Raw genomic sequence first — 13,334 nt, 5'->3', positions numbered from 1 at the left:
CAAGCCGCTCTTCAAAGCCATGCGGGGTTCGAGCGGCTCCACAGCGCGATCCTCAGGAAAAGACGGTTTGCTTGAGTAGCGCGCAGCCTCCGGCGGAGCGGCTCCGCGGTCGCCGGTGCGTGGTCGATTCGATCGGGGTCGGCTCGGCGGGGTGCTGCATGGCACGTGCCCAGGCCCCTCCTTTGCGGTGCCGGGCGCGCACCCGAAAGGAAGCCGCCATGTCCTATCCAGAGCCTCGCTACTTCGGCGACAGGGGCCAGGTCAGCGCACTGTTCCGACCTGCGGCCCCGGAGCCCGACACCGGTTTCATCAGCTACGTGGCCAACCAGGAGGACACCAGCGGCGAGTTCGGCCTGTACAAGATCGACATGGGGCCGAAGGCCATGGGCGCCACGGAACACTTTCACCGTACGATCTCCGAGTCCTTCTACGTCCTGTCCGGCGAGGTCCGGCTCTACAACGGCGACCGCTGGGTCACGGGACGCCAGGGAGACTTCCTCTACGTACCGGCCGGCGGGCTCCACGCCTTCCAGAACGACAGCGACGACCCGGTATCGCTGCTGCTGCTCTTCACCCCGGGAGCCCCCAGGGAGGAGTACTTCGAGAAGGTGGCTGAGTACGCACAGCTCAGCCGCGAAGATCTGAAGGCCTTCCAGATCACACACGACCAGTACAACACCGACATGCTCGACAACAAGCCGTACTGAGTGCCGCGGTCCCTGCGTCACACGCCCGGGACAGCCCGAAGGCGGCCCCGCATCGCCCGGACCGATGGCCCGGCACAGACGTCACCGGACATCACTCTCGGCGAGGGCTCAGAAGGACGCCGCTCCCGGTCATCGCTGCGCGCCCGGTCTGGACGTGGACCGGCGACGGTCGCCGTGCCAGTCCAGTATCAGCACCGTGGCGTCGTCCTTGAGGTTGCCATGGCAGGCGTCGAGCACCGCAGCGGTCAGGCTCCGGACAGCTTCCCTCGGATGCATCCGGCGGCTGTCGTGAACGAGCGTGGCCAGATCTACGGCCGCGGCGCCGCGATCCTGCATTCCGTCGGTGAGCAGGACCAGGCGGTCCCCGGGACGCAGTTGCAGTTCCTGGAGCCGAAAGGAGGTGGGTGCCGCCACACCGAACGGCAGGTTGACGGAGAGCTTGACCTCTTCGACGGCGTTGTGGCGCAGCCGTAGTGGCCAGGGATGACCGGCGTTGACCAGTTCACAGAGGCCTGTTTCGAGGTCGACACAAAGCAACTGGCCGGTGGCAAGGCCGCGGCTGTGGCTCAGCAGTGCCTGATGGGCGTGGTGAGCCTGCCTGAGGGCGTCGCAGCCGCTGCGCCGTGCCCGCCTGAGCGCGCCGACCAGCAGGGTGGCCAGCAGAGCGGAGTTCGTGTCGTGGCCCATGGCATCGGTGATGGACAGATGCAGAGTGTCGCGGTCGAGGGTGTAGTCGTAGGTGTCGCCGCCGATGTCGTCGGCCGGGACCAACCCGGCGGCGAGCGTGAACTGGGGCGCCTCACAGCAGGGGGCCGAGGGAAGCAGCTGGTGCTGGATCTCCGCGGCCAGGCTGGTCTCCGTGGTCCGCCTGCCCAGGTGGTACAGATCGGTGAAGCGGCGGTCCGTGACGATGATGTAGGCCAGCGCATGTGCCGCGTCACGGACCTGTCGCAGCACGGTGTCGTCGGCGCACTGCAGGCTCACCTCCAGGACGCCGATGCAGTCGCCGCGGTTGGTGACGGGCGTGATGACGCGCCGTCCGCCCTGGCCGTCCGGTTCCACATGCTGGCGCTGGCTCTGCAGGACGCTGTCGTAGACGCTGCCCTGCAAGTCGATGGGCTTTCCGCGGCCCGCGCCCTCGCCGTCGGGCGCGGCGAGCCGTACCAGTCGCTGACCGATGAGATCGACGAACAGGAACGACACACGCTCCGCACCGAACCGCTTGTGCAAGTCGTGTGCCATCACCTCGACGGACCCACCGGGAGGCGCCGCCTCCGCAGCGCCCAGCAACTCGCCCAGTTCAAGATCTCCACCTTCCACAGCAACCTCCCATCGGCTGCCGCATCTTCTTCCCCGAGGTTGCGCAACATCACCCCATGCACCCATCTTGCCTGGTCAGGGCAGCCGGCCGGGTTGATGCGAAGAGGGTTCGAGTCCATCAGGTGGCACCTGCGGGCGGCTGGGCAGCCGGCGTGGCGGCGGCCCTGGGACACAGAGGAAACCGCACACGCCGGCACGGCGACGGGTCCGGGATCGGGCCAACGCCGCCGCGACGCACGGCCGATGCCGGACCCTCGCCGACCTCGCCGCGCCGCCTGGTCCCCGTCGCCGCGGCGGCCCCGCTCCTTCAACCGGGGCGGAAGTGAGGTCTCGAGCAACGCTCATCACCCCGGCCACGAGCGCCACATGACGCCTACCGGCGTGCGCACCCCAACTCCCGGCAGGAGACGGCAGGTCTCGAACGCCCCTCCCCCAGGAGTCCTCAGCGGTAGTGGCCGTGCCGGCCGAGGGGCGCCGCGGGAGTCACACCGGGGTGTCACCCCTGCGGCACGGGCCGGGCGGGCGGGCGGGCCGGAGGTGTCGTTCCCGTCCGGGGAAAGCCTGCCGATCTCGGGCATCGCCGCGGCGGAACGTGGCGCCGGATCTCCGTGATGTCCGGATGTGTGGGGTGCCTGGCACGATAGACGTGGCCCGTCGCGACCGGGCGGGGGAGGCTGAGGAGAGGGCCTCGCGTGGGGCACCATGATCCTGATCCTCATCACAAGGCGGGCGCGATGACGAATACGGCGGCGGACCTACGAGTCCCGGACACCAAGCTGGCCGCGGAGGTCTCCGACCTGGTTCGGGACACCACGAGCGAACTCGTCTACCACCACTCGCGGCGGGTGTACTTCTGGGGCGCCCTCCAGGGTCGCAACCGGGACCTGAGCTTCGATCCCGAGCTGCTGTATGTCGGGGCGATGTTCCACGACCTCGGCCTCGACGAGCGCTTCCGCTCCAGCGGCCGGCGCTTCGAAGTGGACAGCGCCGACGAGGCCAGGCGGTTCCTGCAGGGGCATGGCGTTCCCGAGGACAGCGTCCGGCGGGTGTGGACGGCCATCGCCCTGCACACGACCCCGGGCATTCCCGAGTTCATGGAACCGGAGGTCGCTCTGGTGACCGCGGGCGTCGAGTACGACGTGTTGGGCATCGGCTACGACACCATCTCGGCCGAGGAGCGGGCCGCCGTCGTCGCCCTGCACCCTCGCCCCGACTTCAAACGGCGCATCCTGGAGGCGTTCACCGAAGGAATCCGGTCCAAGCCGGAAACCACGTTCGGCAACGTCAAGGCCGATGTGCTGGCGCACTTCGTCCCGGGCTTCGAACGCGGAGACTTCGTGAGCACCATCCTGGAGTCCTCGTGGCCTGAGTGACATCCGGCAGGCACATCGAGTAGTGCCCTGGCCCCGCCAAGGGCACTGGCACTGGCACTGGCACTGGCACTGGCACTGGTCGAGGGCGACCACGGCGCCGACCTGACTCGCCACGTGGCGCGGAAGGCGATCGTCTTCATGGCCCGCGCCGGCCGCACCGTCCAGTACGCGCCCGACACCGGCGGCACCTCGAACCCGGCACTGCGCCGCGTCCTGTACGCCGACGCCGCCGATCCCGCCGCCGCCCACAACCTTGCCGTGCTCGCGAGGGCGGCGGGCAGAAGCCCAAGAAGCCGATACCCCCGGTGCCCAGAGGGCGACGGCTCGGCGGCGGTGCAGGCGCCGCGTACGACCTCCCAGGCGCCACCGACAAGCCGGGCCTGGCCCGAGACGGCGAGCTGTCGCCTGACGCTCACCGACACCAGGTCTTACGCCGAGCCATTTCGGAGACGAGGGTCTGGTCAGGCGCAGGCGTTGTCCCTCCCCCCGCACTCGTCAGGGCACACGGGCGGTCCACTCCGGCGAGGTGAACTTCGTCCGCGCCAACTCCTGCGCGCGAGCCAGTTCCTCGTCCGTCACCTTTCCGTCGGCAAGTCCGTACCGGAGGCGGAACGAGCCGATCATCCGCCCGATGACGGCCTCCCGCGCCAGACCGGTCTGTCGACGCAGCGGATCGACGCGCTTCTTCGCGCTCTTCGTGCCCTTGTCGGACAGCTTCTCCCGTCCGATGCGCAGCACGTCGAGCATCTTGTCGGCGTCGATGTCGTAGGCCATGGTCACGTGGTGCAGGACGGCGCCCGGGCCGCCGTCCGGTCCCACGATCCGCTTCTGGGCCGCACCGGCGATCTTGCCCTGGTCGGTGGCGATGTCGTTCAGCGGCTGGGACCAGGCCGTGATCCCCATGTCACCGAGCGCACCGAGCACCCAGTCGTCGAGATAGGCGTAGCTGTCCTGGAAGGACAATCCTTGAACGAGCGCCTCCGGCACCGACAGGGAGTAGGTGATCGTGTTGCCCGGCTCCACGAACATCGCCCCGCCGCCGGAGATGCGGCGAACCACCTCGATGCCGTGCCGCTCCGCGCCCTCCGGGTCGACCTCGTTACGAAGGGACTGGAAACTGCCGATGATCACCGCCGGCGCGCCCCACTCCCATACCCTGAGCGTCGGGGATCGGCGTCCCGCGGCGACCTCGGCCGTGAGTACCTCGTCCAGCGCCATGTGCAGTGCAGGAGCCTGCGGGCCCTCGTGGATCAACTGCCATTCGTAGTCGGTCCAGTCGGTGGCGTGCGCAAGCGCGCGTCGCACCGCGATGCCGACGCCCTCCGAAGTGAGCCCGTACATCACGGTCCCCTCGGGAAGGGCCGCGTCGATCCGCGCCGCCAGACCGGCCGCGTCGGTGTCGAGCGGCGCCCCGTCCAAGGCGTGGTTCACGGCGTCGAGCGCCTCGTCCGGCTCGAGGAAGAAGTCCCCCGCCACGCGCGTGCGCTGCAGGACACCGGCAGCCACGTCGACGTCTACATCCACGACGACGAGCTTGCCGCCGGGAACCTTGTACTCACCGTGCACGATTCTGCCTTCCTCTGCTGCTGCTGAAATGAGCAACGTGGGAGGCGCTGATGTTCCCGCCTGCGCAGCAACGACGCACACACATGTCGGGAGGGCGAGCGGGCATCGCCAGCGCGCGGTCGTCGGCGCCCGTAGAGCGACCGGCGTCCCCTCTCCCTCGGGACGCCGCCGGGTCTCGTCGCGCAGGGCAGGCAGGCAGGCAGGCAGGCAGGCAGGCAGGCAGGCAGGCAGGCAACGAATGCCTGACCCGGCTGTGCCTCTGCCTCGCAGCCCCCACTCCCTCGTGCACATCTGGAGACCGCCCGGGACCCTCGGCTTCGCGCGAGGGGCCAGACCGTGATCGCTGCGTCCAGGCTCACCTGGGTCAGCAGTTCCTGCTGTTCAGCGGCGTGCGGAGGGACAGGGCCTCTCGCCCGGAAGCTACGCCACGTACGGCAACTACACTCGTCGAAGCCCGTGTCGGCAGGCAGACCAGCGGAGCGAAGAAGGCCGTATTCGTGTCAGATGCAGCAGCGGCGGTCGGTACGCCCGACAAGGCGCAGGCCCTGACGGCCGCCCGGGACACCGGCGCGGTGGAGGCGGTGTTCGCCAATTTCCGTCAGTACCTCTTGGGATGGGACGACGAAGGTCGGGAGGTGACGTCTGGCGTCGATCACTTCCGCAGCGGTGTCGGCACCCCACAGTTCAACGGCGTGGTGCGGGTGCGGTCCTTGTCCGCAGTCGGACAGGCCGTGGCCACGGTTCGGAGGAACATGGCAGGCCTGCCATGGTGGTGGTGGGTCGGACCCGACAGCCCCGAGGGCACGGCCGACGCGCTGCCGCGCTACGGAGGGCATGAGTTCGCCGCCCTTCCGGTCATGGTGAGGTCGCTCGACCACACGGACGACCCGACCGAGGCACCCGCCGGCCTGCGTATCGAGACGGTCCAGGACGGAGTCCGACTGGCGGAGGTGGTCGCGACGTACAGGACGTCGATGGGCATCGCGCGCGGCCTGGAGACAGAGATGGTGCGCATCGAGTCGACGCGCAGGGACAACGCGGACATCGTCCGTCTGGCCGCGGTGCTCGACGGCAGGGTGGTCGGATCGACGGTCGTGATCGCCGCACACGGAATTGCCGGGATCTTCCTCGTGCACGTGGCCGACGCGTGCCGCCGACTTGGCGTCGGCGGAGCGTTGACGGCCGCCGCGCTGCGGGTGGGACGGGAGCATGGGATGCGGTCCGCCGCGCTCGTGGCGAGCCCCGCGGGTGAGCCTCTGTACCGACGGTTCGGCTTCACGACGGTGTCCGAGTACCGCCTCTTCACCTTTCCGGCCTGAGGTCCACCGGGTGAACGTCGGGCGCGACTGCGGTCGGACCCATCACTTCTGCAGCCTCGGCGACTTGCATGTGCCGCCTCCGCATACTCCGCGGCAGTCCGGTCCTACCTGGGATGTCGTTGTCTTTGAGGGAGCGTAAGGGAGAGTCCAGGTCGCGCAGCGCGGGAGCCCTGAAGCCTGACACAAGCCGGCCTACGCGCGCGGTTCGCCCGAGGAGACAGAAAACGAATGTTCGTCTTGACCGAGGTCGATCCGTGGTGCAGAATAAGCCCCGTAAAACAGAATGGTTGTTCTCAGAAGCCAAGGGAGACGACACGGGAACCGTGCACAGTGAGGCGCGGCGATGACTCCATGCCGAGTCCCTCACGGGGTGCTCGGTGCCGACATCGACGTCCTCACCGTCGGCAAGCGTGCCAAGGAGAACGCACACATTCCTCGCCACCGGGGAATCAGATCGGGCCTTGGCCACGATCGACCCCGCGCGCAGTCTGCGGCACGCCGCGGACGGGGGGCATCACGACAATCCGGGCGCGCCAGGCGCACCCGGCCTGACCATGTACGACAACAGTCAAGGCCCTCTACGGCGCTCAGGCGGAACGCCAGAAGATCGCGGCGCCATCCCGCACTGAATCACGCACCCGCGCTGATGCTCGGCGTGCCGTCAGGGCGGACCCGTGCTGGAGCGTCAGGACGGCAACCCTGACCACCTGTTGCAGTTCGCGACGGCCACCGTGCCGCCGACACCGGCCACGACTGAAGACCGAAGACCCAGGCCGAGCCGTCCCACGGATGACGGGACGACCGGCCTGCTCGCGCCGCACCGTGGGGACGGGGGCGGCGCGCAACACCGGCCGGGTGGGGTACCTCTGGAGCGGAGAAGTACCCCACCCGGCCGAACCTGACGGCGCCGGGATCAAACGCTGGGCACGTCGGCCTCAGGGCCGCCGACACCGTGCCCTCGCGTGCACACCGACGGCGCCGCTCGGCGACTCGCAGCCGGCCCGGGTGCAGGCAGTGCGGAAGCCGTCGCGGCTGCGCGCTTGTCACGCAGCAGGGGATGGTTCGGTCGGCTACGCGTCGATGAACGTGACCGTTTCCTCGAGCGGTGCCCGCCCCGTACGGGTGTGACTCACTGTGGTGTCCTCGTATCCGATCGACATGCCGCAGAAGAGGATCAGCTCATCCGGGGGCGAGAGGATCTCCGCGACGGTTCTGTGAAACTTTGCCCAAGCCATCTGTGTGCAACTGTGTAGCCCTTCGGCGCGGAGCAGAAGCATGACGGTCTGCAGGAACATGCCGACGTCGGACCACTGAGGGCGATCCAGGTCGGGGTCGATATAGCAGAACAGGGCGGCGGGCGCGCCGAAGCAGTCCCAGTTCGCCGAGGCGGCCCTCTGCCGCGCTTCCAGGTCCTCGCGCGAGATCCCGAGTCCGCCGTAGCGCTGCTCGCCAAAAGCGGACCTGCGTTCGCGGTAGGGGGACTTCAGCGTGGGCGGGTACTGCTCATACTCCGGTTCGTCCCAGGCATCGCCGGCGGCCAGCCGTGCACCGGCGCGCTTCTTGAGTTCGGCCAGTGGGCCGCCGGTGAGCACGTAGGCGTTCCATGACTGCAGATTCGATCCCGAGGGTGCCCACGCCGCGGTGGACAGGACGCGCTCCAGCACCTCCCTCGGTACGGACTGATCGGTGAACGAGCGCACCGCCCGTCGACTCGTAACCGCCTCGTAGACATCCATGGCGTCCAGACTCCCAGCTGCTCAACTGCCGTTACGCTTGCAACCGTATCACTCAATACCTTCTCGTGTTTTACTATCTCCGAGCGCTGAACCTGAGCCCTCGGTTCCCACCTTGAAACACCACTGTCTGGAGAAGGCCCATGGCCACCCTGTTGCACATCGACTCGTCCGTGTTTCCGGGCGAGGCGTCCTCGTCCCGGTCAGTCGCGGGCACCTTCCGCAGGGCCTGGGAGGAGCAGCACCCGGAGGGCACGATCATCTACCGCGATCTCGCCGCCAGCCCTGTCCCGCACATCACCGCGGACGCCTGGTCCGCCGGTTACGCCGCCCCGTCCGAACGCACCCCGGAACAGTCCGCGGCGTTCGCCAAGCGCCTGGAGCTCATCGAGGAGCTGGAGCAGGCGGACGCCGTCCTGATCGGCGCCCCGATGTACAACTTCTCGATTCCCTCGACCCTCAAGGCGTGGCTGGACAACGTGCTGCTGCTCGGCCGTACGGCGGGCGAGGCACCCTCCGCCCAGGGCACCCCGGCCGTCGTTGTCGCCAGTCGCGGCGGCTCCTACGCGCCGGGCACCCCGCGCGAGGGTTTCGAGTTCGTACAGAACTACCTGGAGGCCGTCCTCAGGGGCACCCTCGGCCTGGACGTCGACTTCATCGTCCCGGAACTCACCATGGCCCGGCGCAACCCGGCCATGTCCGCGCTGATCCCCCTCCATGAGGCCTCGCGCGAACGCGCCGTCCAGGAAGCGGTCACCAAGGCCAAGCAGCTCGCGGAGCGCTTCGCCGCGTAGTACCCGAGCGCCCGGACGCTGTGTGACGTCCCCTTCGGGATGTCACACAGTGTCCTTACGCTGTCATCACGCCACCGGGGCCCTCGGACGCGGTCGCGGCGGACCTTTGGCCCCACAGACGTCCGACGGCCCGGCGCGGAGGGTCATCGGCCGCGTCGAGCCTGCCCACGGGCCGCGCATCGCGCCGACGCCGACACCCGCGAGGGCGAACTTCACCGCCCAAGCCCGTCATGTCGCGCCGTGACCGTCCGGTCCACCCTCACCGTCGGCGACGACAGCTTCGGCCGCCACTCGCGGCCAGGGCCGCCGCGAGCAGCGGCGACCGCACCTTTCCGGGTCGAGGCCGACGCGCAGGCCGCGCGAGGCGAAGCGTGCCCGCGCGGTACGCAATCGGTGCGTCGCCGTGCCTACGCCTCCCCGTCCGCCTGATGGGCGAACCGGGTCAGCAGATCGGTCAGCTGCTCAGGCTCACCGGGCTTCAAGCCGGCGACCAGAAGCTCAGCCTTGGGCTCCGCGGCCACATGAGCTGCATCGAAAAGCTCGATGCCCTGAGACGTGATCTCCACTGCCCGTACCCGCCGGTCCCCGGGAACGGCCTTGCGAACTGCGAGCCCCTTACGCTCCAGGTCGTCCACGACCCTCATGATTCCCGCCTTGTCGGTACCCGTCGCGGCGGCCAAGTCCCGCTGCACCGTGGGTCCGCGGTCGACCAGCACGATCAGCGCGGCGAAATGCCGCAGTCCGATGCCGAGCGGCCGAAGCGCCTCCTCCATCACCGCGGCTGCGCGCCAGTGGGCCTGGCGTAGCAGTAAGCCGAGGGCGAAGGGCGAGGCATCTCCGGGGCGGTCAGTCGCACGCGATGCGATGGTTCTGTGAGGAACGTCGGCGGTCATGGGCCCACATTACAGCCATCTGCTCGTTCAATACGTTCTCAATTGAAACTAATATAAATGGTGCATCCACTTGTTCATACCCGACATGTCCGCGACCGTGCCGGAGCCACCCACGGTTCGCCGCCTCGCGCCGCGCCCGGGGCGGGCACCTTCCACACCCCCGACGAACGAGTCGCCTTCTGGGGCCGGCACCGACCCCGAGGACCTCTTCCGGCACGTTCAGAAAGCCGTCTCCCGATAAGTCGGTGACCGCTTGGGAAGTCGGTGACCGCTTGGGCGGCGACGCCGCCGTCATCGCCGTTCGACGAACGCCAGGCTTTACGACATCCCAGACGCGTGGACCTGGAGCGGGGCCGGACCAGCCACCTTCGAGCGTGCGAAACCGCTGCGCCGACACTGCTCCGCGCCCGCTGCGGGCCGTGTCCCACCTGCGGGAACACGGAAGCGCGCGGTGAACGGCCGGACGAGTCTCCGCAGGCCGTCGCGTCAGCGGTCCACCGAGGCCGCCCTCGCCGAGCGCCCCATCGCGTCCCGGTACTGATGCCGATGGTGCGCATTCGCCCGACATCAGCGGACCGCTGGATGTCCGCGCGGCGGCCGACGACTGCGGCGGCAACCCCACCGACTGACCGCGGTATCCCCCAGCGGTCGTCAAAACTTGTGGATCGTCATGGCCGGCCCGGCTCACGGTCGGCTTTGACCTGCGCTACGAAGGAGGCCGTCGCGCGCGGGTTCCGGAGCACGTGCAGTGTCGCGCCACCGGCCTGATCGGTGACCGATTTCAGGAGGAGTGGCCGGCTCCGACGCCGCCATGACCACACCCAGACCCAGAAGTCGAACCGCTCCCGGGAGCGGCGCATCGCTCGCCAGGCGCAGCGCCAGAAGGAGAAGTCGAGCAGGACCACGGTGTCTGCTCGCCGGAGGCGGACGTCGAGCGCGTCGTAGGGGCCGAGGTCGCCGTCCATGATCCACTGGTCCGCTTCGGCGAGCTCGCCTTGGACGGTGGCCCACTGCTCGGGAGGAGTCGCCTCAAGCCCCGGTCCCCAGAAGTGTTTGTCGAGCTCGATGACCGGAAGACCGGTGACCTTGCCCAGGGTGGCTGCCAGTGTCGACTTCCCTGAGCCGCCACGGCCGAGGATCACGACACGCTCCATGGCCGCCATGCTGCCAGAAGGGCTCCACCGGTCATTCACCGGCGCGTGCCGGAGGCATGCCGCATCGCCCGCGTCTCGTTCGACGAGTCTGCCGTTCTCGAACCTTGCGCCTGCGCGGACCGGGCCACCGATGTGGACTTCGGTGATCGCCCAACAGCGGGCGCTGGCGGATTCGACGAGCTTGAACATCATCATCGCGAGCGCGGCGGCCGGGCCGTCTGCCCCGCTTGGCGGGCAGCGGGGCGGACCTCGGCCAGGGCCTTCCACAGGCTCGTCGCACCGTCGCCGACGACTGGTCCGTGGGTCGCGCCTGCCGCGGCGGCGGCAGCCGCGCAGCAGGTCGGCCCACGACTCGGTCGATTCGCGCAGTCCCTCCGCCATCGCGATCAGCGCCCTGGTGCCGTCCCTGCGCGCAGCGAGCAGGACGAGCACGCGTGCGCCTGACCGAGCCGGACCTTGGGGCGCACGCCTTCGGCCCAGACGTGGGCCGCCGTCGGCCCCCGACGTAGGCGAAGTCGCGGTCCGACAGGTCGTGGTCCTGGAAGGCAGCGTGGTCGTCCTGCCGCTGCTTCGGCAGGCCGGTCACTGTCGCAGGCGACAGTCCGGCTGCCGAGCCGGGGAACTGCTCCTGCGCGCGTCCACGCCGCGGTCGTGCACCCGGGGCGCGGCGACCACGTCCGGACCGGCCGCCGTGGTGACGGTCCGGGGCTGACGGCGCCATTGAAAGCGGACCAGCAGGCGATGTGCTCCATCGCCGGACCCCGGACCGTACGGGCATGGCCATCGGCTACAGCGTTTTCACCGTCGGACACGCTCGTCCTCCCCGGAGAAACCGAGTCACGGGCGGCGATCGACGGCCGGCCGTTGACAGAGGGCGTCACGCGCCTCACCGACCGCTCTCGCACCGCCACAATCGCGGCCGTCGTCGGCGCTTACCCCCGGCCGAAGCCCGCTTCCCGGATGGGTGCCCGGCGGCCACAGGCCGGCAGACTCGCCGCCTACCTCGCCACCCTCTCCCCCAAGGCCAGGTCGACGCCGGTTCGATCTGCGTCAGGGACGGCCGTGGAAGGATCTCAGTGGCCGGCCGCGTGCCGGGCGTGTGCGTGCGGCCGGTTCTCTGCCGGCGCCGCCGATTGCGGCTGGAAGTATCCCTCGGGGGTCGGCCGCACAGCGGGCGCTGTTTCGCTCGAGGTCGCGCGTTCCTGCTCCTCACCGTCGACGCGGTGGGGCGCTTCCACGAGTGAGTCGTCCGTGACGACCGCGCCTCGGTGGCCGAAGATGACGGCTGCGAGCCCGAGTACGCTCCACAGGACGAGAACGGTGATGTGACCGCCGGAGTCGTTGCCGTCGAAGTAGGCGACGCCGCGGACGAGATTCGCGCCGGCGCCCGGAGGCAGCCATTGACCGATGTCGTCCACCGCCTTGGGCAGCAGCTCCGGAGCGGACGTGCTGCCGGAGAACGGATTCCCGATGAAGACCATCAGCGTGGCGCTGAGACCGAGCCCGGCAGGACCGGTGAGCGTCATCAGGCCGGCACTTGTCGCGCTCACGGCGAACAGGGTGAGGGACAGGGCTGCCCAAGTGGCCACGTGCTCGTGCGGCAGTGCGCCGAGAACGCCCTGGGCGACCAGGAAGACACCGAAGCCGGCTGCGGCGGACACGGTGACCAGAGTGATGGGCCGACGCCACGCCGACGTATGGACGACCGACATCGCACCGAGCGCGATGATCACGCCGCAGATCGTGAGCGGGAGAATCGCCGAGCTGAACACCACCCCTCGGGGGTCGTCCGCGGAACTCGGGACGACATCCACCGTCGTCACCCGCACCTTGGCGGGAGTCTGGACGGCGTCCTTCTTGGCAGCGTCGTTCTTGGCAGCGTCCTTCTTGGCAGCGCCCTTATTGACGGTGTCCTTCTTGGGAGCGCCCTTCTTGGCCCCTGCCTCGGCGGACGCGCCGTGGGGCGCGGACGCGCCGTGGGACGAGAGAGGGGTGCTCTTCGGAGCCGGCTGAGGCGCGTGGGCGGCAAGTTCCTGGCCGGCCGTGTTGAGCAGCTGGGCCACAGTGGTGCTGGCGGCAGTGGCCTCCAGCACGGTGAGGTTGCCAGGGGTGATGACGAAGGCGCCGTACACCTCCCGGTTCTTGATGGCGGAGCGCGCAGACGCTTCATCGGCATACAGGTGGAAGTCGAAACCACCGGGCGCACTGCGCGCCAGACCTGCGACGGCGTTCTGGCTGGCGGTGCTCGTGCCCACGATCCCTACGGGCAGATCGCGCGGGGCGATGCGCGATGCGGGCCAGGCGAATGCCATCACAGCCGCGGAGACCACCAGCGGCAACCCCACGGTCATGATGATGAGCCGACGCCATGACAGGAGTCCCACCAACAGTTTCTTCACGGTCACGCCCTCCAAGGCGAATGATCATTCCATTTACACCCTCAGCCTGCTATGGCAGTCGGGCCGTGTCAACACG

10 protein-coding genes are annotated in these 13,334 nt (G+C 69.1%); 4 read left to right on the top strand and 6 right to left on the bottom strand.

Annotated features, from left to right (window positions below):
- Positions 1–218: 218 nt before the first annotated feature.
- Entirely contained in the window at positions 219–707 is a 489-nt protein-coding gene (locus ACFV0T_RS11100; RefSeq protein WP_385776841.1) for a cupin domain-containing protein, read from the top strand.
- A 129-nt stretch (positions 708–836) separates the two neighbouring features.
- Here the strand turns inward: ACFV0T_RS11100 and ACFV0T_RS11095 are convergent, their stop codons facing one another.
- Complete coding sequence (locus ACFV0T_RS11095) at positions 837–2,027, bottom strand: PP2C family protein-serine/threonine phosphatase (RefSeq protein ID WP_385776839.1); 1,191 nt, start codon at positions 2,025–2,027, stop codon at positions 837–839.
- 734 nt (positions 2,028–2,761) lie between these two features.
- Between ACFV0T_RS11095 and ACFV0T_RS11090 the strand changes: the two genes are divergently transcribed.
- Complete coding sequence (locus tag ACFV0T_RS11090; RefSeq protein ID WP_385776836.1) at positions 2,762–3,400, top strand: HD domain-containing protein; 639 nt, start codon at positions 2,762–2,764, stop codon at positions 3,398–3,400.
- 495 nt (positions 3,401–3,895) lie between these two features.
- On the opposite strand, the gene ACFV0T_RS11085 is transcribed toward ACFV0T_RS11090, so the two are convergent.
- The gene (locus ACFV0T_RS11085; RefSeq protein ID WP_385776834.1) at positions 3,896–4,966 is read right to left on the bottom strand and encodes a biotin/lipoate A/B protein ligase family protein; all 1,071 of its coding nucleotides are present in this window, start codon (positions 4,964–4,966) and stop codon (positions 3,896–3,898) included.
- Positions 4,967–5,463: 497 nt separating this feature from the next.
- On the opposite strand from ACFV0T_RS11085, the gene ACFV0T_RS11080 reads away from it, so the two are divergent.
- Positions 5,464–6,285 carry a GNAT family N-acetyltransferase gene (locus ACFV0T_RS11080; protein WP_385776832.1) on the top strand — a complete coding sequence of 274 codons (822 nt, stop codon included), beginning with the start codon at positions 5,464–5,466 and terminating at the stop codon, positions 6,283–6,285.
- A 1,070-nt stretch (positions 6,286–7,355) separates the two neighbouring features.
- Here ACFV0T_RS11080 and ACFV0T_RS11075 read toward each other — a convergent pair.
- Complete coding sequence (locus tag ACFV0T_RS11075) at positions 7,356–8,021, bottom strand: nitroreductase (protein ID WP_385776830.1); 666 nt, start codon at positions 8,019–8,021, stop codon at positions 7,356–7,358.
- A gap of 140 nt (positions 8,022–8,161) precedes the next feature.
- Here ACFV0T_RS11075 and ACFV0T_RS11070 point away from each other — a divergent pair, with 140 nt between their 5' ends.
- Positions 8,162–8,812 (top strand): FMN-dependent NADH-azoreductase, encoded by a 651-nt coding sequence (locus ACFV0T_RS11070; protein ID WP_385776828.1) that lies wholly within the window; start codon positions 8,162–8,164, stop codon positions 8,810–8,812.
- 407 nt (positions 8,813–9,219) lie between these two features.
- Here the strand turns inward: ACFV0T_RS11070 and ACFV0T_RS11065 are convergent, their stop codons facing one another.
- From ACFV0T_RS11065 to ACFV0T_RS11055, 3 genes are all read right to left on the bottom strand, one after another.
- Positions 9,220–9,705 carry a MarR family winged helix-turn-helix transcriptional regulator gene (locus ACFV0T_RS11065; protein WP_385776826.1) on the bottom strand — a complete coding sequence of 162 codons (486 nt, stop codon included), beginning with the start codon at positions 9,703–9,705 and terminating at the stop codon, positions 9,220–9,222.
- Positions 9,706–10,373: 668 nt separating this feature from the next.
- Positions 10,374–11,291: a hypothetical protein gene (locus ACFV0T_RS11060; protein WP_385776824.1), complete on the bottom strand. Its 918-nt coding sequence runs from the start codon at positions 11,289–11,291 to the stop codon at positions 10,374–10,376.
- A gap of 641 nt (positions 11,292–11,932) precedes the next feature.
- Positions 11,933–13,258, bottom strand: coding sequence for an ABC transporter permease (locus tag ACFV0T_RS11055; protein ID WP_385776822.1), 1,326 nt, complete (start codon positions 13,256–13,258; stop codon positions 11,933–11,935).
- Positions 13,259–13,334 lie beyond the last annotated feature (76 nt).

The organism is Streptomyces sp. NPDC059582, assembly GCF_042735715.1.
In the GTDB taxonomy this organism is placed as follows: domain Bacteria; phylum Actinomycetota; class Actinomycetes; order Streptomycetales; family Streptomycetaceae; genus Streptomyces.
This window is presented reverse-complemented; position numbering and strand designations above follow the sequence as displayed.